The sequence below is a fragment of the Hymenobacter sp. UYAg731 genome (assembly GCF_054061335.1).
Map to the genome: position 1 here is coordinate 324,558 of NZ_JBSSEC010000002.1, position 22,381 is coordinate 346,938.

The following is a 22,381-nucleotide window of genomic DNA, read 5'->3' on the forward strand; positions in this document are numbered from 1 at the left end:
TTTTGCGCGTAAAGAATCCGGTTTCGGGCCTTACCGCATGCCGTAGCGCTGCCCGAAGAAGTCGCCCTTGTTCCACTGGGGCCGGGCGGAGTCCTGCGCCACCTGGTAGCCGATGAGGAAGCACAGCTGCACATACTTGCGGCCGGCCTCAAAATCGAAGCGGCCGTTGATGTCGTCCTGCGGCTTGTGATAGGTCACGGCGCGCCATTTCTGCACGTCCTCGCTGAGGTTGTTGCGGCCGTCGGCAGTTTTGTTGCCGTATTTGAGGTGCAAGGCCGGAATACCGGCCGTGACAAAGCTATACTGGTCGCTGCGGATGAAACGGTTCTGCTCGGGCTCGGGGTCCTGCTCCAGGTCGATGGCCATGTAGGCGCAGGCACGTTTCACGGGTTCGATGAGGGTAGAATGCGGGGCTCCCAGCGCCACCACGCTCAGCAGCGGGGCAATGAGGGTGGGCATGTCCATGTTGATATCGGCCACGATGTTGGCCTTGGGCACGGTGGGACTGGCTGCGAAGGCCGACGAGCCCAGCAGGCCCAGCTCCTCGCCGGTCATGAACACGAAGAGCATGCTGCGCTTCGGCTTGTCCTTGAGCCTGGAATAGATTCTGGCAATTTCGAGCACGCAGGCCACGCCCGAAGCGTTATCGTGCGCGCCGTTGTAAATCGAGTCGCCCAGCACCGGCGCAGCCACGCCCAGGTGGTCGAGGTGAGCCGAATGCACCACGTACTCGTCGCGCAGCTTCGCATCGGACCCCACCAACTTGCCCACCACGTTATAGCTCTCAATGTCCTGATACGTGGATTGCGCGCTGGCACTAATCGTCGTTTTTAGTCCCGCCGAGGCCGGTTTGCCGCTTTTGATGGAAGCAAAAACCGATGTGGTATCCAATCCCGAGGCTTGCAGCAGGCGCTGGAGCGTGGCCGCGCTCACGGCCCCGTAGAATTGCTGCCGGCTGCCGGCCGCGAAGGTGCGCGACACCGCCACTTTGCCATCGGCCCCTAGCACGCTATAGGTGCCGGCTTTGAGGTCGGGCAGCGCGCCGGCGTGGGCCGAGGCCAGCAGCAGCCCCACCGCGCCGTGGTTAATGACCGCCTTCAGCAGTCCGGCCAAGTCCTGGCTGGCCGAGGCCACGGTGGAGGCAAACGTGCGCGGCGCGCCACGCACAATCATCACCACTTTGCCCTTCACGTCGAGGCCGGCGTAGTCGTCGTAGCCCAGCTCGGGCGCGCTAATGCCGAAGCCGGCGAAGGCCAGCGGCGCATCCTGCACGCGGGTGGCGGGTAGCTCGGGACTGGGATACACTACGTAGTCCTGGCCAGCCATGAGCGGCAAAGCAGCTCCCTGGGCATCGCGGGCCGCGAAGGTGGCTCCCGGCTGGAGAAAGGCGCGCCGCAGCCGTACTTTCTGGATGAAGGTGCCGCCCTCGCCGGCGGGCTGCACACCCAGCGCTTTCAGTTGCTGCGTCACGTAATCGACGGCCATTTGATAGCCGGGAGTGCCGGCTTTGCGGCCCAGCAGGCGGTCATCGGCCAGGTAGGCGATGTGGGCTTTGATGTCGGCCGGTTTTACCTGTTCGAGGGCGGCGGCCACGGGCTTGGGCACGGTGAGTGGCGCTTGCGCCTGGGCGGCGGGGGCGCTCAGCAGGAAACTGGCGAGAATGCTTAAAGTTGACGTGATTTTCATAGTGTGAGATGTAGAGACGCATACTTGCGTCTTGTCGTTGGATGGCTCGCGCTGGAATAATGCCAGCACGACACCCAAGCGGTGCGGACGACGAGACGCAAATATGCGTCTCTACAGCGCCAGAATCTGCTTCAGCTCGGCTTCCGTCACCGTGAGCAGGCCCACTTTGGGCAGGCGCTGGGTAAGGGTGCGCCAGTTGGGCTCCTGCTTGAAAATGGGTTTCAGCAGGGCCATTGCCGCCGGCACCTGCTGTTTATTGGCCAGCGTGATGGCGTGCCAATACTTCATTTCCAGGTTCTGAGGAAACATTTTTTCGGCCGCCTGGTACTCGCGGATGGCGGTGGGCATGTCGTTTTTCTCCACGGCCAGGTCGCCGGCGTTCATGTGGTCGTAGGCGCGGGCCAGGCTGAGCAGGCGGTGCAGCTCGGGCAGCGGGGCGGCGTTTTCGTCCACGCGCAGGTCGAGGAGGCGGTCGGCCCAGGGGCCTTCGGTGGCGGTGCCGCGCACCACCAGCAGGGCGGCCGACTGCCGGCCGCGCACGTCGCCGCCGGCCGCCTGGGCGGCATCGAGGGCGGCCAGCACGCGCTCGGCCAGGGGGAGCCTGGCGTTGGCTTCATAGGCGGCGGCCATGGCAGGCCATACCTTGTCGGAGAGCATCATATTGGCCTGCACCGAGAACTGCGCGCCCTGCTGGTGCCCGGCCATATCGACGCACTTTTTGCCGGTGTGCGTGGCCACGCGGCCCTGGTTGTCGAGAATGGCCACCTGGCGCACGTCGCGGCCTTCGTCGTCGCGCAGCAGTTCATCGAGCGCCTGCTGGGCCGTTTTGCCGCTTTTGAGCAGGGCCAGGCCGCGCAGGCCGAAGGATTTGTTGGTGAACGACTGGGTGGCCACCACGCCCACGCCGGCCTCACCCCAGCTCACCGACGTGCCCACCGAAAACCAGTGGCTTTGCACGGCCACAGCCATTTCGCCGGTAGCCGGGTCGCGCGCCACAATGCTGAAGGTGTGGGCAAAGGGGTCGGTGGCCGAATACATCTGGGCGGCGGCGGGCCGGGCCAGCAGCAAAAGCACCAGCAATGGCAGTAAAAAGAGGGAGCGCATGGACGAGCAGGAAGAAAAGTGAGTGAATTCACGAAAGAACAATCTGGGCGGCAAAGGGTGGCAAAGCGCTCCGCACAACGGCCCCTTCCCAATCGTTTGAAATCGCTGGGGAGCGGCTTTTGCCGCCCCGGCCTGGGTGCATCGAACCGGCTCCGCCGGTCCCGCCGGCCCGCATGAACCGCGGGAACCGTCCTGATTTCCTTGTTGTTACTGCCCCTTACCCTGTTATTATTCGTTATCTTGATAAAATCCCGGGCATTATGCCAGCGGATGTGCGCTTTGCCAAACGGCCTAGTGCAACTCCATTTATACATTTATTATCCTCATGACTACTTCCCTGACTCCGACTTCCGAAGCTTTCGCTCCTCAGTTTCACGCCTCCAACCCGACCCACCTGCACACCCACGAGCTGCCGCTGTGGCCCGATTGCTTCGCGGCGGTGCGGGCCGGCCACAAGCCCTTCGACGTGCGCCGCAACCACGAAGATTTCCAAGTGGGTGATGTGCTGCTGCTGCGCGAGTTCAGCCCCGAGGCCAACGACTACACCGGCCGCACCATCACGCGCTGGGTGAGCTATGTGCTGCAAGGCGGCAACTTTGGCGTGGAGCCCGACTGGTGCGTGCTCGGTTTCAGCAGCCAGCCGCCCATTCCGGCGGGCATGACGGATATTCGGCTCTGGTAAACGGCTGGTAGGCCGCTGCGTACGGTCGGTACCTCCACTTGCTTCTTAACGCCGGGGCTGCGCCAGAAACTGCCCGATGTTGTCGTTCAAGAATTTGGCGTCGGCGGGGTTGGGGGCGGCCCCGGCGGTGTGGCCCCAGAGCGAGGGAATGGGCTTGAGAACCACGCCGGGAATGAACTTCGCTTCGTAGTGGGCATCGGTGAGCGGGAAGTACATATCCGTGGCCGAGGGCATATAGAGAATGGGCGCTTTGATGCTGCGCAGGGCCTTTTCGACGTCGCCGCCGAAGCCGGGGGTGGTGCCCACGTTGTTCGATTCCCAGGTTCGCATCTGCAAAATAAGGTCGTTGGCATCGGCCCCGGGAATGAAGTTGGTGCGGTACTCGTGCAGCACATGCTCGAAGGTAGTGCCGGGCTTGTTATCGGCCTTCCAGAGTTCCAGACGCCACCATTCCTGCGAGTAGAGCCAGGCCGTCCAGACGGTGGCAAACGCCTCGATGCCCTTGGTGGGCGGGGTGGTGTAGTCGCCATCCTTAAAAGCGGCATCGGCGGTGAGGGCGGCAATCTGGCCTTCGAGGCGCACGATGCCGTGGGGGTAGGTTTTGGCGGTGCCCGAGGTGGCCACGAGCCGGTCGGCAAAGGTGGGGTAACTCACGGCCCATTGGAAGGCCTGCTGCGCCCCCATCGAAAAGCCGATGATGGCCCGCAGGTGCTTTATTTTCAACTCATTCACCAGCAGCTGATGCACGACCGCCACATTGTCGCGGATGGTCAGGACGGGGAAACGCGGGCCGTGGAAGGGCTCGGGCGTGTTGCTGGGCGACGAGGAATGGCCGTTGCCGAACAGCTCGGTAGTGACCAGAAATACCCGGGCCGTGTCGAGGGCCCGGCCCGGCCCGATGAGCCACTCGTAGCCGCGATGGTCGGCCATGTAGTGCGAGGGCAGCAGGATGGCATTGGTGTGGGCGGCGTTGAGGTGGCCGTAGGTGCCGTACACTACGCGGGCCTGGGGCAGCGTGGCCCCACTTTCGGTGCGGAAATCGGGCAGGATGAACGTGTGGACTTTGGCGCGGTCGGGGGAATTCTGGGCGCGGGCGGGACCGGCGGCCAGGGCCAGCAGCGCGGCCCCGAAGGCCGTGAACAGGGAGCGAAGCAGCATAAGCGCAGGAAGTGAGCCCGCAGAAGTTTGCGGCCCTCTGTAACTCCGTAGCGCCCGCCGGGTTTACCTTGCTCTTTCCCAGCCGCCATGTCCCAGCCAGATTCGCCCGTTATCCGCGCCACGCAGCTGCGCAAAAGCTTCGGCCCGCACCCCGTGGTGCAGGACGTGTCGTTTGCCGTGGCGGCCGGCGAAACGCTGGTGCTGCTGGGGCCCAGCGGCTGCGGCAAAACCACGCTCCTCAAGCTGCTCAACCGCCTGATTGAGCCGGACGGCGGCACCGTCGAAATCAACGGTGAAGACGTGCGCAGCCAGCGGCCCGAAGTGCTGCGGCGCGGCATGGGCTACGTTATTCAGCAGGTGGGATTGCTGCCGCACTACACCGTGGCCGAGAATATTGCGGTGGTGCCGCGCCTGCTGGGCCACGCGCCCGCCACCATTGCGGCCCGCACGGCGGCGCTGCTCACGCGGCTGCATTTGCCGCCGGCGCGCTACGCCGGGCAGCTGCCGCACCAGCTTTCGGGCGGGCAGCAGCAGCGGGTGGGGCTGGCCCGCGCCCTGGCCGCCGACCCGCCCATCATTCTGCTCGATGAGCCGTTTGGCGCGCTCGACCCCGTGACGCGGGCCGGCATTCGGCGCGAGTTTCGGGAGCTGGAGGAGCTGCAACGCAAAACCATGGTGCTCGTGACCCACGACGTGACGGAAGCCTTCGAGCTGGCCGACCGGATTATGCTCCTCGACGGGGGCCGGATTCAGCAGCTGGGCACGCCGCGCGAGCTGCTGTTTCGGCCCGCCAACGACTTTGTGCGCCGCTTTTTCGCGGCCGAACGGCTGGCGTTGCAACTGCGCACGCTGACGTTAGGTGACGTATTCGAGGGTCAGGCCCTCGATTTCGGCCCTTGGATGTCCGATTTCGAGCCAAATAAGTCCGATTGCGGGCCTCGGAAGCCGGATTTCGAGCCAACTCAGGTCGAAATCGGGGGTCAGACCTTCGATTTCGACCCTTCGACCCCCGATTTCTCCCCCCAAACTACCGTACACGACGCGCTAACCGTGCTGACCGGAGCGGCATCTGCCACTACGCCCTTCACGGTAGCACAACTCATGGCGGCCTTCGGCGAAGCCCTGCAACGAGAAGAGGCCGCATGGAAACGCTAACGGCCCTCTTCACCTTCTGGCGCGAGCAGGCCGGCAAGCTGGGCGAGCAAACCGTGCAGCACATTGGCCTCACGGCGGGCTCTTTGCTGCTGGGGGTGCTGGTGGGCGTGCCGCTGGGGCTGTTTTTGTCGCGCCGGCCGCGCTGGGCCCCGGCGGTGCTGGGCCTGGCCGGCGTGCTGCAAACGGTGCCGAGCATTGCGTTGCTGGGCTTCCTGATTCCGCTGCTGGGCATTGGGCCGAAGCCGGCCATTTTCGCGCTGTTTCTGTATTCGCTGCTGCCCATTATCCGCAACACGTTCGAGGGCATTCGGGGGGTGCCGCCCGCCGTGGTGGAAGCCGCCCGGGGCCTGGGCCTGACGGATGGGCAGGTGCTGCGCCGCGTGGAGCTGCCGCTGGCGCTGCCGGTGCTCATGGCCGGCATCCGCACGGCCACGGTGATAAACGTGGGCGTGGCCACGCTGGCGGCCTACGTGGCGGCGGGCGGACTGGGCGAGTTCATCTTCGGTGGCATTGCCCTCAACAACCCGGTGATGATACTGGCCGGGGCGCTGCCCGCCGCCGCCCTGGCGCTGGCCTTCGATGCCCTGCTGGGCGGTGTGCAACGGCTGAGCGCCAAGCGCCTGAGCCGGGCGGGCGCGGCCCTGCTGGTGGCCCTGCCGCTGCTGGGCGGGCTGTACCTGCTGCCCCGGGCCACGGGCAAGCTGCTGGCCGGGTTCAGCCCCGAGTTTGTGGGCCGGGCCGATGGCCTGCCGGGCCTCACCCAAGCCTATGGCCTCACGCACCTACCCAGCGTGGTGCTGGCCCCCGCGCTGGTGTACGAGGCCGCCCGCCACGCCGACGTGGACGTGATTGATGGCTACAGCACCGACGGCCGCATCCGGGCCTACGGCCTGCGCGTGCTGCGCGACGACCGCCGGGTGTTCCCGCCCTACTTCGCCGTGCCAGTCATCCGCCCCGCCCTGCTGCGCGAACACCCCGAGCTGGGGGCCGTTTTGGCGAAGCTGGATAACCAGATTTCGGACTCGGTGATGACCGATTTGAACTACCGGGCCGACTACCTGCACCAGGAACCCAAAGCCATTGCCGAGGCCTTTTTGCGGCGGCGTGGGCTGTGGACGGCTCCGCGCCCGGCCGGGGCGGGCGCACCGGTGGTGAAGCTGGGCTCCAAGATTTTCGCCGAGCAATACATTCTGGCCGAACTGTACGCGGCCCTCATCCGGGGCAATACCGACCTGGCCGTGGAAACCAAAACCGGCCTGGGCGGCACCACCATCTGCTTCGAGGCCCTGCGTAGCGGGGCCATCGATATGTACCCCGAATACACTGGCACGGGGCTGCTGGTGCTGCTACAGCCGCGCCCGGCGGTGGTCGATTCGCTGGGCGGGCAGCCGGCGGCGGTGCTGGGCTACGTGCGGGCCGAATTCCGGCGGCGCTTTGGGCTGGAGTGGCTGGCCCCGCTGGGCTTCAACAACACCTACGCCCTGCTCATGCGCGGGCAGCAAGCGCGGGAGCTGGGCATTGTGAGCGTGTCGGATTTGGGCGGGTACCTGCGCGAGTAGCGCAGCATGACGTTCTGCTTTTACTTTCGCGCCATGAAACTCACCACCGCCACGCCCGCCGACGCGCCCCTCCTCACCCAGTTCGTGAACGCCGCCTACCGGGGCGATACCGCCCGCCAGGGCTGGACCACCGAAGCCGACCTGCTCGACGGCCAGCGCATCGACGAAGACGGCATGCGGGAGATGCTGGCCCGGCCCGGCACGGCCATGCTGCGCTGCCAGAACGAGGCCGGCGAGCTGCTGGGCAGCTTTCACGCGCAGGCCAAAGGCGAGTTGCTCTACCTCTCGATGCTGGCCGTGAACCCCACCGGCCAGGCCCAGGGCGTGGGCAAATTCCTGCTGAGCGCCGCCGAGGACTATGGCCGTCGGCACGGCTGCACCACGAGCAAAATGACCGTAATTTCCGTCCGCACCGAGCTCATTGCCTACTACGAGCGGCGCGGCTACCACCTCACCGGGGCCACCGAGCCCTTCCCCACCGACCCACGCTTCGGCATTCCGAGGCAGCCGCTGGTGCTGCTGGTGCTGGAGAAACCGCTATAGCCGGTGTAGAGGCGCATACTTGCGTCTCGTCGTTGAACGAGCTAATGGCGCGGACGACGAGACGCAACTATGCGTCTCTACACGCCGGTTGCTCACCCCGCATTCTGGTCGAAATCCAGCCGCACGGTGCCCCCCACGGGGTAGCCCGTGCAGGTGAGCACCAGCCCGCGCGCCAGCTCGCGGTCGGTGAGGACTTCGTTGTTGCCCATCCAGACGCGGCCCTGGGTGCAGCGCACGGCGCAGCTGCCGCACTGCCCCACTTCGCAGCTGTAGGGCAGGCGCAGCCCCTGCCGGCGGGCGGCTTGCAGAATGGTGACGGGGAACTGCACCAGCAGCCGGTGCTGCTGGCCGCGCAGCAGCAGCGTCACTTCGTGCGGCGCGGCATCGGGCGGCGCGGCGGGGGCAGGGGCCACCGCGCTGGTGTCGAACAGCTCGCGCCGCATGAGGCCGAGGGGCAGGCCGGCTTCGTGCAGGCCGTAGGTGCCCATGCGCATGAAATTGATGGGGCCGCAGAGGTAAGCCAGCGTGCGCGCCGGGAAGCCCGGCACGAGCTGCGCCACCAAGGTTTGCAGCAGTTCCTTGTGCAGATGGGCGCGGTAGAGCACCGGGTCATTGCTGAAAAACAACTCCAGGCGCAGCCGCGCCGGGAATGCCTCGGCCAGCCCGCGCAGCTCCGCCAGAAACAGCGCCTCGGCCGCCGTACGGTTGCTGTAGAGCAGCAGCACGGCCAGGTGCGGCTGCTGCACCAGCACCGTTTTGAGCAGCGAAAACAGCGGCGTGATGCCACTGCCGGCCGCCACAAACACGAGCTGCCGGTAAGCGGCCGCATCCGGTGGCAGCGTAAAAAACCCGCCCACGCCGCTGGTGCGCAGCACATCGCCCACCCGCGCCTGGTCGGCCAGCCAGCGGGAAAACAGGCCATTATCGACGCGGCGGACGGTGATGGCTGGTGCTTCATTCAGCGCCGGAGCCGAGCTGAACGAGTACGAGCGCCGCACTTCGGCCCCGTACACCTCGCGCACCAGCGTCAGGTACTGGCCGGGCTGATACGGCAGGGTTTCGCCGGGCAGCGGTTGCAAGACCAGCGTGCGAGCCGTGGGGCCATGCTGCCGGATTTCGACAATTGTGAGCTGCTGATAGGCGTTCGACATGGCTTCGCATGAAGTAAGCAAGACGGAGGATTTACAGCCGCCTTAATAAGCAAGTTTTTCAGCTCGAAACAGGTCGTCAGCCGCCTGCAACAGCTTGGCGCGGAGTTGGGGGTTGTAGTCGGGGTGGGCAGCCAGAAACGCCCGCACAGTGGCCGCCGCGGTGGGCGACTGGTAGCTACCCAGCGTGGCCTGCAACCAGGAATAGGGAAAGAAAATATCGCCCGTGAGCTGGATTTCCTGCAACAAATCGAGGCTGGCGGGCAGGTATTTTTCGGACGTGGCCTGGCGCAGCGGGTGGTGCAGGTAGCCGAGCGCGGCCGTGACCCAGGCTTCTTTGGCGCGGCCGGTTTTGTCTTTCAGACTGGCAAAAAAGGCATCGCGGGTAGCCCCGTCCGCCGACAGCGCAGGCATGAGAAACTCGAGGCGCTGGCGGCGGTCGGGGTTGGTGATGCGGGCGAGCTGGGCGGGCAGGATGGGTTCGGTGGCCGGATAATCGCGCACGGCCAGCGCCAGGGCCAGGGCGGTGTAGTCGTCCTCGGTGAGCTTCACGCGGGCGGGTGCCTGCCGGGTTTGCCAGATGTGGTAGAGGCGGGCCTGCGCGGGCCGGGTAAGGGCCACGGACTGGTAGGTTTTGAAAAGCTGCTTTTGGGGGTTGGGCGAGGGGTTTTTCTGTAATGCCGCCCATAAGTCCGCTTCCAGTCCCGGCCCCACAGACAGCCGCTGGGCGGGCGTGAGAAACTGCCAGAAAATACCGCTCGCTTGACCCGTGAGCAGTTTTAGGTTCAGCTCCTCGGGCTCCAGGGCGAGGGCCTGACGGTACAACGTCAGAAGCTTCTGGGGCTTGATGACCTGGCCGTTGAGCATGTTCTCGTAGAGGTTCACGTAGGTGGCGGCCCGGGCCACGGGACTGGCCAGCCCGGTGAGCTTCGGCAGCAGTTCCGGTGCCACGGGAAACACACCGTAGCCCACGCCCGTGGAGTTGAAAACGATGCGCCGGGGGAGAAAAGGCAGGCGTACGGTTTCCTCCTTGCCTTCCATTCGCACGGCTAGCTGCTGCGTTCTGCCATCGGCCGACTCCACCAGTATTTCAAACTCCTGTGGCCAGAGACGTTCGGAGCCGTCTTCGGCCGCTTGCGTCAGCCACAGCACGTATTTCATGTCGTGGTGCCCGCTGTAGCGGTAGCTGAACACCGGGCGGCCGGGCTGGTTCACCCACACCTGGTTCCAGGCCTGGAGGTCGGCGGGCGTGCGGGCGTCGAGGATTTTGATGAGGTCGGGCCAGGTAGCGTTGCCGTGGGCGTAGGTTTTCAGGTACTCGCGCAGGCCGTCGCGGAAGGCTTCCGGTCCCATCAGGCGCTCCAGCTGGCGCATCATGATGGGCGCTTTGTGGTAAATGATGTTGCCGTAGAGCGAGCCCGCGTCCTGCAAGTTGGCCAGCGGCTGCCGGATGGGGTTGGCCCCGGCTGTGCGGTCGATGCCGTAGGCGGCGGGGTAGTGGTCGATGACGAATTTGAGGTCGTAATTCGAGTTTTTGACGGCCACTTGGGTAATTTTATCAGCCATGAAATTGGCGAATACCTCCTTCATCCACACGTCGTTGAACCACTGCATGGTCACCAAATCGCCGAACCACATGTGTGCCGTTTCATGCGACACGAGGTTGGAGCGGGCCAGCACCTGGTCCTGGGTCGCGCCCTCGTCCAGAAACAACGTCGAAGCCTTGTAATCAATAGCCCCGACGTGCTCCATGCCGCCGTACTGGAAGTCGGGAATCGCCACGAAATCAAACTTCTGGAACGGGTACGGCAGGCCGGTATACGTAGTCATAAAGGCCAGCGCATCGGCGTGCAGCTGGAAAATAGGGCCGAGGCTCAGGCGCAGCTTGGCGGGGTCGGTTTCGCGGTGCAGGAAGCTCATGGCCCGGCCGTTCAGCGTCCGGTTCAGGCGCGAGAATTTGCCCGCCGCGAAGGAAAACAGGTAGGTGCTAATGCTGTCGGAAGTGGCGAAAGTGTATGTTTTCACTCCCGGCAATATGCCGTCACGCGTTTCAACGGAGTCTACCACCGGCGCGTTTGCTATGGCCTGCCACCTACGAGGAACAGTAAGCGTTAGCGTGAAGGTGGCCTTCAAATCGGGTTGGTCGAAGACAGGCACTACGGTGCGGGCGCGGTCGGGCACCAGCAGGGTGTAGAGGTAATCGTCGTTGCGGTTGAGCGACTGCTCGCCGGCTGTGAGGCGGATTTCGGCTACGTTGTGGCCCAGCTGCAGCGCGGCGGCGGGCAGCACGAGGTGCTCGTTGCGGTGGTCGAGGGCCACGGGCTGGCCGTTAAGGGTGAGACTGCGCAGGTGGCTGGTGGGAGCTTTGAAATCGAGTTGCACCGGGTGGCGGTTGTCCTTCAGGTAAAACGAGACGGACTCATCCACCTCAATCGGCTCGGCCTTTTTTTCGGGGATGGTCAGGCTCAGATTGTACGCCACGCCGCTGATGGTGGCCTTGCGCGCCACGGCCAGCCCCTCCGAAACGCCGGTGGTCACGGGCGGGTCGGGCTCAATGGGTATGGTGGGCCGGATGGTAGTCGTCACGGGCGTACTGAACATCGGCGCGCGGTGGCAGGCAGCGGCGCCCAGCGCCAGCAGAACCGCCCCGGCCCTGCCATATTTACGAAAGCGAAATGTCATTGGAATAGGCCAGTGCTGAGAGCTTCAAAAGTAACCGCCGCGCCGTGAGTACCGTCCTGCCGCCGTCTGATGTGCCGCTGGTGCGCCTGTATCCACTGGGCGATGCGGCCGTGGTGCTCGAATTCGGCGGCGGCATCAGCGCGGCTACGCACCGGGCCATCGCGGGTTTCAGTGCCCGGCTGGCGCGGCAGCCATTCGTGGGTTTGCGCGAAGTAGTGCCCGCTTTCACCACCCTCACCGTGTATTATGACCCGTGGCTGGTGAGCGAAAACGGCCGGCACGCCGAGCCCTACGAGCGAGTAGCGGCCCAGCTGCAAGCGCTACTGGCCAGTATGGGAGAAGCCGCAGCGGCAGCAGAAACTACAGTCGTAGAAATCCCGGTGTGCTACGGCGGCGCGTTCGGACCGGATTTGGAGTTCGTGGCGCAGCATACCGGGCTGGCGGTGGCTGAGGTCATTGCCCGGCACACCGCTCCGGAGTACTTGGTGCATATGATTGGCTTCGCGCCGGGCTTCCCCTACTTGGGCGGGCTGGATGCCCGGCTGGCCACCCCGCGCCGACCGCAGCCGCGCCCGCTGGTGCCGGCCGGCGCAGTAGGTATCGCGGGGCCGCAAACGGGGATTTACTCGCTGCCCACGCCGGGCGGCTGGCAGCTCATTGGGCGCACGCCGCTGGCGCTGTTCAATCCGGAATGGGCAACACCCAGCCGGCTACGGGCAGGACAGCGGCTACGGTTTGCAGCGATTTCGGAGGAGGAATTTGCCAGTATTCAGCCGCAACAGCCATGAGCCTGCGCATCCTTCGTCCCGGCCTGCTGACTACCGTGCAGGACCTCGGCCGCCACGGCTACCAGCAGGACGGTATCATCGTGAGCGGCGCGATGGATGCGCTGGCCCTGCGCGTAGGCAACCTGCTGGTGGGCAATGCCGAAAATGCCGCCGGCCTCGAAATCACCCTGCTGGGGCCGAGAATTCTTTTCGAGACCGACCACCTCATTGCCCTCACCGGCGCGCACCTCTCCCCCACCCTCAACGGGCAGCCGGTGGGCCGGAACCGCGCCGTTTGGGTGGCGGCTGGCGCGGAGCTGGTCTTTGGCCCGGCCGTGGCGGGGTGCCGGGCGTACCTGGCGGTGGCGGGCGGCGTGGCCGTGCCGCTGGTACTGGGCAGCCGCAGCACGTATTTGCGCGCCGGCTTTGGCGGGCTGGAGGGGCGGGCATTGCGGGCAGGTGATGAGCTGCCGGTGGGCGCGCCTTCCGCAACTGGCGCGGCCATCCGGGCAATGCTTTTCAACAGCCAGCAAACGTGGGCTCAAGCCCGCTTCACTCCCGGCTCCGACCTCTGCCCCGCGCCCCGGCCGGAGCCTATTATCCGCGCCGTGCGCGGGCCGGAATACGCGCAATTTTCGGCCGAAAGCCAGCAAACATTCTGGCACGAGCCATTCACCATCGGCACCGAGGCCGACCGCATGGGCTACCGCCTGCAGGGGCCGGGGCTGGAGCGACTTGAAGAAACGGAGCTGCTGTCGAGTGCCGTCACGTTTGGCACGGTGCAGGTGCCGGCCGGCGGGCAGCCCATCGCGCTGCTGGCCGACCACCAGACCACCGGCGGCTACCCGCGAATCGCACAGGTGATTTCGGCCGATTTTTCGGCGCTTGCACAGGCACAACCGGGGCAGCGGCTGCGGTTTCAGGAAGTGACGCTGGCTGAGGCGCAGACACTGTACCTTGCGCAGGAAGCACGGGTGCGCGAGTTGCGGCGAGGCATTGAGACGGTCTTCAGAACGAGGTAGAGACGCAATATCTTGCGTCTTGTCGTCCGCACCGTTGCAAAGACACCGTTCAATGATAAGACGCAAATACGCGTTTCTACCCTACCCTTTCAACTTTCGAATATGCCCGAAACATACTCCGTTGACCTGAACTGCGACATGGGCGAAAGCTTCGGGGCCTGGACCCTGGGCGACGATGCCGCGCTCATGCCCTTCATCACCTCCGCTAATATCGCCTGCGGCTACCACGCCGGCGACCCCGCCGTGATGAAGCAGACCGTGCGCGCCGCGCTGAAGCATAACGTGGCCATCGGGGCCCACCCCGGCCTGCCCGATTTGGTGGGCTTTGGCCGGCGCAATATGGATATCTCGGCCGAAGAAGCGTTCGATATGACGGTGTACCAGTTGGGCGCGCTCCACGCCGTGGCCCGGGCCGAGGGCGGCCAGCTCTACCACCTCAAGCCCCACGGCGCGCTCTACAACATGGCCGCCACCAACGCCGCCCTCGCCACGGCCATCGCCGAAGCCGTGTACAAAGTGCAGCCCGAGCTGGTGCTCTACGGCCTGGCCGGCTCGGAGCTCACCAAAGCCGGCGAGAAGCTGGGCCTAAAAACCGCCCATGAAGTCTTCGCCGACCGCACCTACCAGGCCAACGGCACCCTCACCCCGCGCCGCCAGCCCGATGCCCTCATCACCAGCGCCGACGTGGCCATTGCCCAGGTGCTGCGCATGGTGCGGGGCGGCGGCGTCCGCACCCAGCAGGGCACCGACGTGGCCATCCGGGCCGATACCGTGTGCCTGCACGGCGACGGGACCCACGCTCTTGAATTTGCCCAGCGCCTGCATCAGGAATTGCGCGCTGCCGGTATACAGCTACAAGCCAACGCCTTGCCCAGCGCCCGATGAAGCCGAAGTTTCGCACATTCGGCGGGGCCAGCCTGGGAGCGGCATTTTTGATGGCCAACTCTTCCATTGGGCCGGGCTTTCTCACCCAGACCACGGTATTTACCCAGCAGCTGCTCACCAGCTTCGGGTTCGTGATTCTGATTTCGGTGGTGTTGGATGTGGGCGCGCAGCTCAATACCTGGCGCATCCTCACGGTGAGCGAGTTGCGGGCGCAGGACCTAGCCAACCGGCTGCTGCCGGGGCTGGGCTATTTCCTGGCCGGCATGGTGATTCTGGGCGGCTTCGCCTTCAACATCGGCAACATCGCGGGCTGCGGACTGGGGCTGAATGTGCTCACCGGCATGTCGTATGAGAAGGGGGCCATTATTAGCTGCGGGGTGGCGCTGCTGCTGTTCTGGGTGCGCGAAATCGGGAAGATGCTCGATGGGTTTACCAAGATTCTCGGCACCGTTAAGATTTTGCTCACGCTGGGCATCGCCTTTAGCGCGCACCCGCCGCTGTTGCAGGCGCTGCACCATACGCTACTGCCCGTGAAAATCAGCGCGGCGGCTATTGTGACGATTGTGGGTGGCACGGTGGGCGGCTATATCACGTTTTCGGGCGCGCACCGGCTGCTCGATGCGGGCATTAAGGGCATTGGCCAACAGGCCGAGGTGACGCGCAGCGCCGTGAGTGGCATTGTCATTTCCACGGTTATGCGCTTTGTGCTGTTTCTGGCCATTGTGGGCGTGCTCAGCCACGGCGCCATTTTGGAAAAAGACAACCCGGCGGCGGGCGTGTTCCGCTCGGCGGCAGGCGAGGTGGGTTTCCGGGTGTTCGGGGTGATTTTGTGGAGCGCGGCTATCTCGTCGGTGGTGGGCGCGGCCTACACGTCGGTATCGTTTTTCAAAACGTTTCACCCGGTTTTCGCGCGCTATGAGCGGGCCTGCATTTCGGGGTTCATCATCTTATCAACCGGCATTTTCGTTTTCATCGGCAAACCCACACAGCTTCTCATTTTTGCCGGGGCCATCAATGGGCTGATTCTGCCCATCGCGCTGGGCATTGTGCTGGTAGCCGCCACCAGCCGCCGCCTGATGGGCACCTACCGGCACCCGCGCTGGATGCTGGCCGCCGGCTGGGTAGTGGTACTGGTGATGGGCGGCCTGAGCGTGCCCGTACTGGTGGAGCAGGCGGGCGGGCTGCTGCGGTGAGTGGTAGATTAGCGAGAGTAATGAACGTCATGCTGAGCGGAGTCGAAGCATGACGTTTTGATGCCGTTCAAGTTTATACACATGCCTAACCCCTTCCACCGCGAAACGCTAATCCAGCAGCTCACCGCCACTCCCGCCTGGGACCTCATCGTCATCGGCGGGGGCGCTACGGGGCTGGGCGTAGCGCTCGACGGCATCAGCCGGGGCTACAAGACGCTGCTGCTGGAGAAGGCCGACTTCGCCAAGGGTACCAGCAGCCGCAGCACCAAGCTGGTACACGGGGGCGTGCGCTACCTCGCGCAGGGCGATATCGGGCTGGTGCGGGAAGCCCTGCACGAGCGCGGCCTGCTGCTGCAAAACGCCCCGCACCTGTGCCACAATCAGGCCTTCATCATCCCGAACTATACCTGGTGGGGCGGTCCGTTCTACACCATCGGCCTGAAGCTGTACGACCTGCTGGCCGGCCGGCTGAGCCTGGGTGCATCCACCCACCTCAGCCGGGCCGAAACGTTGCGGCAACTGCCCGGCCTACGCCCGGCGGGCCTGCGCGGCGGCGTACTCTACCACGACGGCCAGTTCGACGATGCCCGCCTGGCCGTGAACTTGGCCCAGACCTGCATCGAGCGCGGCGGCACGGCCCTCAATTACTGCCCGGTGCGCGGCCTGCTGAAAGACGCCCGGGGCCGCGTGGCCGGCGTGCGCGCCACCGACCAGGAAACCGGCCGCGAATACGAGTTGCGGGCCAAAACGGTGGTGAATGCCACCGGCATTTTTGTGGATGAAATCCGGCAGTTCGATGAGCCAAAAGCGGCCCCGCTGGTGCAGCCCAGCCAGGGCGTGCATCTGGTGCTGGACCAGTCGTTTCTGCCCGGCGCGGCGGCCCTGATGATTCCGCACACCGACGACGGCCGCGTGCTGTTTGCCGTACCGTGGCTGGGCCGCCTCGTGCTGGGCACCACCGATACCCCCGTGCCCACCGCCACCCTGGAGCCCCGCGCCCAGGAAGCCGAAATCGAGTTCCTGCTGCGCACGGCCGCGCAGTACCTCACCCGCGCCCCCACCCGTGCCGACGTGCTAAGCGTTTTCGTGGGCCTGCGCCCGCTGGCGGCCTCCACGGCGGGCAGCACCAAAACGAAGGAGGTTTCGCGCCGCCACAAAATCGTGGCTTCGGCCAGCGGCCTCGTCACCATCACGGGCGGCAAGTGGACTACCTACCGCCGCATGGGCCAGGACACCATCGACCGGGCCATTGCGCTGGGCCAGCTGCCCGCCGCCGCCAGCCAGACCGCCCACCTGGCCATTCACGGTGCGACCTCATCAGCCGAAAACGCCAGCGGGCCGGCCCATTTGGCCGCCTACGGCAGCGACCAGCCGGCCCTGCTGAAACTCATTGCCGACACCCCGGCGCTGAGCACAAAGCTGGATGCACAGTTCGATTTCTTACAAGCCGAAGTGGTGTGGGCCGCCCGCCACGAGCTGGCCCGCACCGTGGAAGACGTGCTGGCCCGGCGCGTACGGCTGCTGTTTCTGGATGCCGTCGCCGCCCTGCGCGCCGCGCCCACCGTGGCTTCCCTGCTGGCCGAGGAGCTGGGCCACGATGCCGCCTGGCAGGCCCGGCAGGTGGCGGCGTTCGGGGAGTTGGCGCGGGGCTACCGACTGGCCGACTAGCGCGGCGCGATTATTTCAGGAATCGAAACGGGCTCAGCGAGTTAAACCAGCGTGTTTTCCCTACATTAGCCCGGCCTTTTTACGGTTAATCGCATGAGCCCTTCCCTGGAAACCACCTCCCCGCCCGCCCCCGGCCTCACCAGCCTCGACCTGGCCCCGGTGCCTTACGCCGAGCGCACCTGGGGCACGGGCCACTACGCCGCGCTCTGGATTAGCATGAGCCTGTGCATCCCGACCTATATGCTGGCCAGTTCGCTGATTGAGGGCGGCATGAACTGGTGGCAGGCGCTGCTCACCATCTTCCTCGGCAACACCATTGTGCTGGCTCCCATGCTGCTCAATGGCCGGGCCGGGGCGCGCTACGGCATCCCGTTTCCGGTGCTGGCCCGCGCCAGCTTCGGGGTGCGCGGGGCCAATGTGCCGGCCCTGCTGCGGGCCATCATCGCCTGCGGCTGGTTCGGGATTCAGACCTGGATTGGCGGCTACGCGCTCTACCAGATGGCCGTGCTGTGGGTGCCCGCGCTGGGCACGCTGCCGGCCATTTTTCCGGCCAGCTGGGGGCTGGCCACGGGGCCGGCGCTGGTGTTTCTCTTGTTTTGGGCGTTGAATATGTACGTGGTGTACCTCGGGGTCGAGAGCATTCGCAAGCTCTTGGTGTTCAAGGCATTTTTCCTGCCGCTAGCGGCGCTGGCGCTGCTGTGGTGGGCTATTTCGGCCGGGCACGGGCTGGGGCCGATACTGGCGCAGCCGAGCAAATTCACGAGCGGCGCGGCGTTCTGGGCCTTTTTCTTTCCCTCGCTCACGGGCATGGTGGGCTTCTGGGCCACGCTGTCACTGAATATTCCGGATTTCACGCGCTACGCCGTGAGTCAGCGGGCGCAGCAGCTGGGGCAGGCGCTGGCCCTGCCCGCGTCCATGACCTTGTTCTCGTTCGTGGGCGTGGTCGTGACGTCGGCCACGTTCATCATCTACGGCAAAACCATCTGGGACCCGGTGGTGCTGGCCGGGCGCTTCGACAGCAAGCTGCTGGTGAGCTTCGCCATGATTGCCGTGGCCCTGAGCACGCTGGCCACCAACATCGCGGCCAACATCGTGAGCCCGGCCAACGACTTCGCCAACTTCTCGCCCGAGCGCATCAGCTTCAAGGCCGGCGGCTACATCACGGGCGTGCTGGGCGTGCTGATATTTCCCTGGAAGCTGATTGCCGACCCGTCGGGCTACATTTTCACCTGGCTGGTGGGCTACTCGGGGCTGCTGGGCCCCATCGGCGGCATCATGATTGTGGATTACTACCTCATCCGCCGCCAGCAGCTCGACGTGCCCGATTTGTACCAGTACCACGGCCGCTACGCCTATCGAAGCGGCTTCAACCCGGCCGCCATTATCGCCCTCATCATCGGGGTGCTGCCCAACGTGCCGGGCTTTCTCACGGCCATTGGCGTGCTGGAAAAAGGCGCGGTGTGGCCAGCGCTGGTGGCCGTGTACAATTACGCGTGGTTCGTGGGTTTCGCGGTGTCGGGGGCCATTTATTGGCTGCTGATGCGCGGGCAAACGGCCGCCCGGCCTGCAAGCCGAGCCGTAGATGCCGTTCCATACGTTTCCTCCACTGCGGTATAGTGCTTGAGACAGGCTTAAAACCGGCTTGCCGATGGCAGAAGCAAAATGCCTGGCACTACTATCTTGCGCTTCCTTCCCTCCTGCTTCTTTCCATTCATGAAAGCAAACCTTCTACTACTGTGCGCGGCGTTGCTGGCATCTTCCTGTCAGAAAAACGACCAACCCACCCCTACTCCCGAAGCTGAAGACCCGGATTGGGTGAAGCTGCGAGTTCCAACGCCCTGGGACGGCGACGAGGCTTACTCCGTTATCGGCGACCTCGACAAAACCCTGCTGGTGGCCACCACCGAGCGGCTGAGCGCCACTTCCGACCAGGGCAAAACCTGGCGGACATTGAAAATATTCAGCTATCCCATCTATGGCTTGCTGTTGCGCAACGACACCCTGTTTGCACTTGGTGCCCGCGCTACTACCCCGCAGGGCCAGCCCGTGGCTGCGGTAGCCGACCAGTTCAGCACGGACTTCGGCCACACCTGGGCCTACCCCGTCGACGCCAACTACTACCGGCTCCGGGCCATCACCCAGCCGTTTGGGCAGGTGGGCGCGGCGGGCATCAGCTACCACATCCGGGAAAACGCGGTGCCAATACCCGGCCAGGCCAATTCCATGGCGCTACTGGCCACCGATTTGCTGCGCACCGATGCCGCCGGCCAGGAGCAAACCCTGCGTCTGCCCGCCCGGCATTACCTCAAAAACCTCGCCCTCGATGCGCAGCGCCGCCTGTATGTAACCGCCTCCGGCCTGCGCTTCGACACCAAGACGGGCACCGTGTACGACCCAGCCAAGTCGGAGAAATCAGCCATAGTGTACGTTTCCCGGCGGCCCTTGCCTTAGTGCTACTCCATCGGCACGTCGCAAACCCCTCTTTCCTAAATCAACAAATGGGGTACGGTTCAGCACGGGATGGGACTGATGAACGGATATTGTACTGCCGCCCCCGGAATCCTCGTATGACGGCAGGTACAACCCGATTCTGAAAATGAACAAACCTGCTGCTTCTACCTCCCATTCCGGCTTCGTGCGCGTGCGCGGAGCCCGCGAGCACAACCTCAAAAACGTGGACGTCGACATTCCCCGTGATGCGCTGGTGGTGTTCACCGGCGTGTCGGGCTCGGGCAAGTCGAGCCTGGCGTTTGGCACGCTCTACGCCGAGGCCCAGCGCCGCTACCTGGAATCGGTGTCGCCCTACGCCCGCCGGCTGTTCCACCAGATGGCGGTGCCCGAGGTGACTTCGATTGATGGGCTGCCGCCGGCCGTGGCCCTGCAACAGCAGCGCGGCGCGCCTAGTACCCGCTCGTCGGTGGGCTCGGTCACCACGCTTTCCAATCTGCTGCGGATGCTGTACTCGCGGGCCGGTGACTATCCGGCCGGGCAGGGCATCATCTACGCCGAAGCCTTTTCGCCCAACACCGCCGAGGGGGCCTGCCCCACCTGCCACGGCCTGGGCCGCGTGTACGAAGTGACCGAAGCCAGCATGGTGCCCGACCCTGCCCTTACCATTCGGGAGCGGGCCATTGCGGCGTGGCCGCAGGCCTGGGGCGGCCAGAACCAGCGCGATATTCTAGTGAGCATGGGCTTTGATGTGGACACGCCCTGGCAGGAGTTGCCCCAGAAGGACCGGGACTGGATTCTCTTCACCGAGGAGCAGCCCGTGCTGCCGGTATATCCCGGCTACTCGCCCGAGCAAACCCAGCGCGCCATCAAAAGAAAGGAACAGCCCAACTACATGGGCACGTTCACGGGCGTGAAACGGCACGTTTTGCACACCTTCGCCACCACCCAAAGCGCGCTGATGAAGAAGCGCGTGGCTCAGTACATGCTGGGCTCCGACTGCCCCACCTGCCACGGCAAGCGCCTGCGTCGGGAGTCGCTGTCGGTACGCTTCGCCGGTTTGGATATCGCCGAAATGTCGCGCCTGCCCCTGAAGCGGCTGGCGACGCTGTTGCAGCCGTTCGCGGAGGGCAAGGCGGGGAAACAGCAGCACGATGCGGAGCATCCAGAGCAAGCTATTGTAGCAAAACGAATTGCCGAGGATTTGGCCGCCCGCCTCATTGTGCTGCTCGATTTGGGCCTGGGCTACCTGTCGCTGGAGCGCGGTACGCCCACGCTTTCGCCCGGTGAGTTGCAGCGGCTGCGGTTGGCCACGCAACTGTATTCCAACCTATTCGGCGTGGTTTATGTGCTCGATGAGCCCTCCGCCGGCCTGCACCCGGCCGATACCGAGGCACTGCTCATGGCCCTGGCCGGCCTTCAACGCGCGGGCAACTCCCTGTTCGTCGTGGAGCACGATTTGGACGTTATCCGTCAAGCCGACTGGTTGGTGGATGTAGGGCCGGCCGCCGGTGAGAAGGGCGGCCAAATCCTCTATAGCGGCCCGCCCGAAGGCTTACGACTCGTCCTCGAATCGCAGACGCGCCAGTTTCTCTTCGATGCCCCCACCCTGCCCGACCAGCCGCCCCGCACGCCCACCAGCTGGCTGAAGCTGGCCGGCGTGACGCGCAACAACCTCGACCGGCTCGACGTGGAATTCCCGCTCGGCGTGTTCACCACGGTTACGGGCGTGTCGGGCTCGGGCAAATCCAGTTTGGTAAGCCAGGTGCTGGTGGAGCTGGTGGCCGAAAGCCTGGGCCAGGAAATTGCCCCCGAAGAAGAGGAAACCGACCCGCTGGCCGCGCCCGCGCCGGCCACGCTGGGCGGCCAGATTACGGCTGGATTGGAAAATATCAAGCGGCTGGTGCGTGTCGACCAGAAGCCTATCGGGCGCACGCCGCGCTCCAATATGGCTACCTACACCGGCCTGTTCGACCACGTCCGCAAGCTCTTCGCCGCCACGCCCGAGGCCAAAAAGCGCCGCTACGACGCCGGCCGCTTCTCCTTCAACGTGGCCAAGGGCCGCTGCGAAAACTGCTCCGGCGAAGGCTTCGTGATGGTCGAACTACTCTTCCTGCCCAGCGTGTACGCGCCCTGCCCCGTGTGCCACGGTGCCCGCTACAACGCCAAAACCCTCGAAGTTGTCTACCGCGAAAAGAACATTGCCGAAGTCCTCAGCCTGACCGTGGACGACGCCTGGGCCTTCTTCGCCGACGAGCCCGCCATTCACCGCGCCCTCACGGTGCTGCGCGAGGTGGGCCTGGGCTACCTGCGCCTCGGCCAGCCCGCCACCGAGCTCTCGGGCGGCGAAGCCCAGCGCATCAAGCTCGCCACCGAACTCCAGCGCATCGGGCGCGGCAACACGCTCTACGTGCTCGACGAGCCCACCACCGGCCTTCACCCCTCCGACATTGAGAAGCTGATGACGCAGCTCGAAGGCCTAGTAGCCGCCGGCAACACCGTCATCGTAGTGGAGCACGACATGCGCGTAGTGGCCGGTTCCGACTGGGTTATCGACATCGGCCCCGGCGCTGGCGAAGATGGTGGTAAGGTAGTTGCCGCCGGCCCGCCACGCGAAGTGGCGCAGGCCAAGGCCAGCCGCACCGCGCCCTACCTGCGGGCGTTTCTGGAGTAGCGGCAAC

The 22,381-nt window shown here is 65.1% G+C and carries 17 protein-coding genes; 12 read left to right on the top strand and 5 right to left on the bottom strand.

What is annotated here, in order from left to right; translation table 11 throughout:
• Positions 1-30: 30 nt before the first annotated feature.
• On the bottom strand, positions 31-1,686 hold the full coding sequence (locus ACVWYF_RS05855; protein WP_457065578.1) for a M28 family peptidase: 1,656 nt from the start codon (positions 1,684-1,686) through the stop codon (positions 31-33).
• 111 nt (positions 1,687-1,797) lie between these two features.
• Positions 1,798-2,790 carry a DUF1028 domain-containing protein gene (locus tag ACVWYF_RS05860; RefSeq protein WP_457065580.1) on the bottom strand — a complete coding sequence of 331 codons (993 nt, stop codon included), beginning with the start codon at positions 2,788-2,790 and terminating at the stop codon, positions 1,798-1,800.
• Positions 2,791-3,115: 325 nt separating this feature from the next.
• Here ACVWYF_RS05860 and ACVWYF_RS05865 point away from each other — a divergent pair, with 325 nt between their 5' ends.
• Positions 3,116-3,472: an ASCH/PUA domain-containing protein gene (locus ACVWYF_RS05865; protein WP_457065582.1), complete on the top strand. Its 357-nt coding sequence runs from the start codon at positions 3,116-3,118 to the stop codon at positions 3,470-3,472.
• A gap of 45 nt (positions 3,473-3,517) precedes the next feature.
• Here the strand turns inward: ACVWYF_RS05865 and ACVWYF_RS05870 are convergent, their stop codons facing one another.
• The gene (locus ACVWYF_RS05870) at positions 3,518-4,630 is read right to left on the bottom strand and encodes an alpha/beta fold hydrolase (RefSeq protein ID WP_457065584.1); all 1,113 of its coding nucleotides are present in this window, start codon (positions 4,628-4,630) and stop codon (positions 3,518-3,520) included.
• 87 nt (positions 4,631-4,717) lie between these two features.
• Here ACVWYF_RS05870 and ACVWYF_RS05875 point away from each other — a divergent pair, with 87 nt between their 5' ends.
• From ACVWYF_RS05875 to ACVWYF_RS05885, 3 genes are read left to right on the top strand one after another with little or no spacing between them, the layout of a single operon-like run.
• On the top strand, positions 4,718-5,785 hold the full coding sequence (locus ACVWYF_RS05875) for an ABC transporter ATP-binding protein (RefSeq protein WP_457065586.1): 1,068 nt from the start codon (positions 4,718-4,720) through the stop codon (positions 5,783-5,785).
• Positions 5,773-7,344, top strand: a complete 1,572-nt coding sequence (locus ACVWYF_RS05880) for an ABC transporter permease/substrate-binding protein (protein WP_457065588.1) — start codon at positions 5,773-5,775, stop codon at positions 7,342-7,344. Before ACVWYF_RS05875 ends, ACVWYF_RS05880 begins: the two co-directional genes overlap by 13 nt.
• Before the next feature lie 33 nt (positions 7,345-7,377).
• Positions 7,378-7,887, top strand: coding sequence for a GNAT family N-acetyltransferase (locus ACVWYF_RS05885; RefSeq protein WP_457065590.1), 510 nt, complete (start codon positions 7,378-7,380; stop codon positions 7,885-7,887).
• Between the two features lie 92 nt (positions 7,888-7,979).
• Here ACVWYF_RS05885 and ACVWYF_RS05890 read toward each other — a convergent pair whose 3' ends face one another.
• Both ACVWYF_RS05890 and ACVWYF_RS05895 read right to left on the bottom strand, forming a co-directional pair.
• The gene (locus ACVWYF_RS05890; protein ID WP_457065592.1) at positions 7,980-9,038 is read right to left on the bottom strand and encodes a 2Fe-2S iron-sulfur cluster-binding protein; all 1,059 of its coding nucleotides are present in this window, start codon (positions 9,036-9,038) and stop codon (positions 7,980-7,982) included.
• A 42-nt stretch (positions 9,039-9,080) separates the two neighbouring features.
• A complete protein-coding gene (locus ACVWYF_RS05895; RefSeq protein ID WP_457065594.1) occupies positions 9,081-11,717 on the bottom strand; it encodes a M1 family metallopeptidase in 2,637 nt (878 codons plus the stop codon).
• A 44-nt stretch (positions 11,718-11,761) separates the two neighbouring features.
• On the opposite strand from ACVWYF_RS05895, the gene pxpB reads away from it, so the two are divergent.
• From pxpB to uvrA, 8 genes are all read left to right on the top strand, one after another.
• Complete coding sequence (gene pxpB / locus ACVWYF_RS05900; RefSeq protein WP_457065596.1) at positions 11,762-12,505, top strand: 5-oxoprolinase subunit PxpB; 744 nt, start codon at positions 11,762-11,764, stop codon at positions 12,503-12,505.
• A complete protein-coding gene (locus ACVWYF_RS05905; RefSeq protein ID WP_457065598.1) occupies positions 12,502-13,506 on the top strand; it encodes a 5-oxoprolinase subunit C family protein in 1,005 nt (334 codons plus the stop codon). Before pxpB ends, ACVWYF_RS05905 begins: the two co-directional genes overlap by 4 nt.
• Positions 13,507-13,608: 102 nt before the next feature.
• Positions 13,609-14,391, top strand: coding sequence for a LamB/YcsF family protein (locus tag ACVWYF_RS05910; RefSeq protein WP_457065600.1), 783 nt, complete (start codon positions 13,609-13,611; stop codon positions 14,389-14,391).
• Entirely contained in the window at positions 14,388-15,584 is a 1,197-nt protein-coding gene (locus tag ACVWYF_RS05915; RefSeq protein WP_457065602.1) for an NRAMP family divalent metal transporter, read from the top strand. The genes ACVWYF_RS05910 and ACVWYF_RS05915 overlap by 4 nt, the downstream gene beginning before the upstream one ends.
• 81 nt (positions 15,585-15,665) lie before the next feature.
• On the top strand, positions 15,666-17,252 hold the full coding sequence (locus ACVWYF_RS05920) for a glycerol-3-phosphate dehydrogenase/oxidase (protein ID WP_457065604.1): 1,587 nt from the start codon (positions 15,666-15,668) through the stop codon (positions 17,250-17,252).
• Positions 17,253-17,345: 93 nt separating this feature from the next.
• On the top strand, positions 17,346-18,869 hold the full coding sequence (locus tag ACVWYF_RS05925; RefSeq protein WP_457065606.1) for an NCS1 family nucleobase:cation symporter-1: 1,524 nt from the start codon (positions 17,346-17,348) through the stop codon (positions 18,867-18,869).
• 96 nt (positions 18,870-18,965) lie between these two features.
• Complete coding sequence (locus tag ACVWYF_RS05930) at positions 18,966-19,703, top strand: hypothetical protein (protein ID WP_457065608.1); 738 nt, start codon at positions 18,966-18,968, stop codon at positions 19,701-19,703.
• A 145-nt stretch (positions 19,704-19,848) separates the two neighbouring features.
• On the top strand, positions 19,849-22,374 hold the full coding sequence (uvrA, locus tag ACVWYF_RS05935; RefSeq protein ID WP_457065610.1) for an excinuclease ABC subunit UvrA: 2,526 nt from the start codon (positions 19,849-19,851) through the stop codon (positions 22,372-22,374).
• The last annotated feature ends 7 nt before the right edge of the window (positions 22,375-22,381 follow it).

Excerpts from the sequence above, each read along its gene's own strand:
- ACVWYF_RS05855 (WP_457065578.1), bottom strand. The coding sequence starts at position 1,686 with ATGAAAATCACGTCAACTTTAAGCATTCTCGCCAGTTTCCTGCTGAGC.
- ACVWYF_RS05860 (WP_457065580.1), bottom strand. The coding sequence starts at position 2,790 with ATGCGCTCCCTCTTTTTACTGCCATTGCTGGTGCTTTTGCTGCTGGCC.
- ACVWYF_RS05865 (WP_457065582.1), top strand. The coding sequence starts at position 3,116 with ATGACTACTTCCCTGACTCCGACTTCCGAAGCTTTCGCTCCTCAGTTT.
- ACVWYF_RS05870 (WP_457065584.1), bottom strand. The coding sequence starts at position 4,630 with ATGCTGCTTCGCTCCCTGTTCACGGCCTTCGGGGCCGCGCTGCTGGCC.
- ACVWYF_RS05875 (WP_457065586.1), top strand. The coding sequence starts at position 4,718 with ATGTCCCAGCCAGATTCGCCCGTTATCCGCGCCACGCAGCTGCGCAAA.
- ACVWYF_RS05880 (WP_457065588.1), top strand. The coding sequence starts at position 5,773 with ATGGAAACGCTAACGGCCCTCTTCACCTTCTGGCGCGAGCAGGCCGGC.
- ACVWYF_RS05885 (WP_457065590.1), top strand. The coding sequence starts at position 7,378 with ATGAAACTCACCACCGCCACGCCCGCCGACGCGCCCCTCCTCACCCAG.
- ACVWYF_RS05890 (WP_457065592.1), bottom strand. The coding sequence starts at position 9,038 with ATGTCGAACGCCTATCAGCAGCTCACAATTGTCGAAATCCGGCAGCAT.
- ACVWYF_RS05895 (WP_457065594.1), bottom strand. The coding sequence starts at position 11,717 with ATGACATTTCGCTTTCGTAAATATGGCAGGGCCGGGGCGGTTCTGCTG.
- ACVWYF_RS05905 (WP_457065598.1), top strand. The coding sequence starts at position 12,502 with ATGAGCCTGCGCATCCTTCGTCCCGGCCTGCTGACTACCGTGCAGGAC.
- ACVWYF_RS05910 (WP_457065600.1), top strand. The coding sequence starts at position 13,609 with ATGCCCGAAACATACTCCGTTGACCTGAACTGCGACATGGGCGAAAGC.
- ACVWYF_RS05915 (WP_457065602.1), top strand. The coding sequence starts at position 14,388 with ATGAAGCCGAAGTTTCGCACATTCGGCGGGGCCAGCCTGGGAGCGGCA.
- ACVWYF_RS05920 (WP_457065604.1), top strand. The coding sequence starts at position 15,666 with ATGCCTAACCCCTTCCACCGCGAAACGCTAATCCAGCAGCTCACCGCC.
- ACVWYF_RS05925 (WP_457065606.1), top strand. The coding sequence starts at position 17,346 with ATGAGCCCTTCCCTGGAAACCACCTCCCCGCCCGCCCCCGGCCTCACC.
- ACVWYF_RS05930 (WP_457065608.1), top strand. The coding sequence starts at position 18,966 with ATGAAAGCAAACCTTCTACTACTGTGCGCGGCGTTGCTGGCATCTTCC.
- uvrA (WP_457065610.1), top strand. The coding sequence starts at position 19,849 with ATGAACAAACCTGCTGCTTCTACCTCCCATTCCGGCTTCGTGCGCGTG.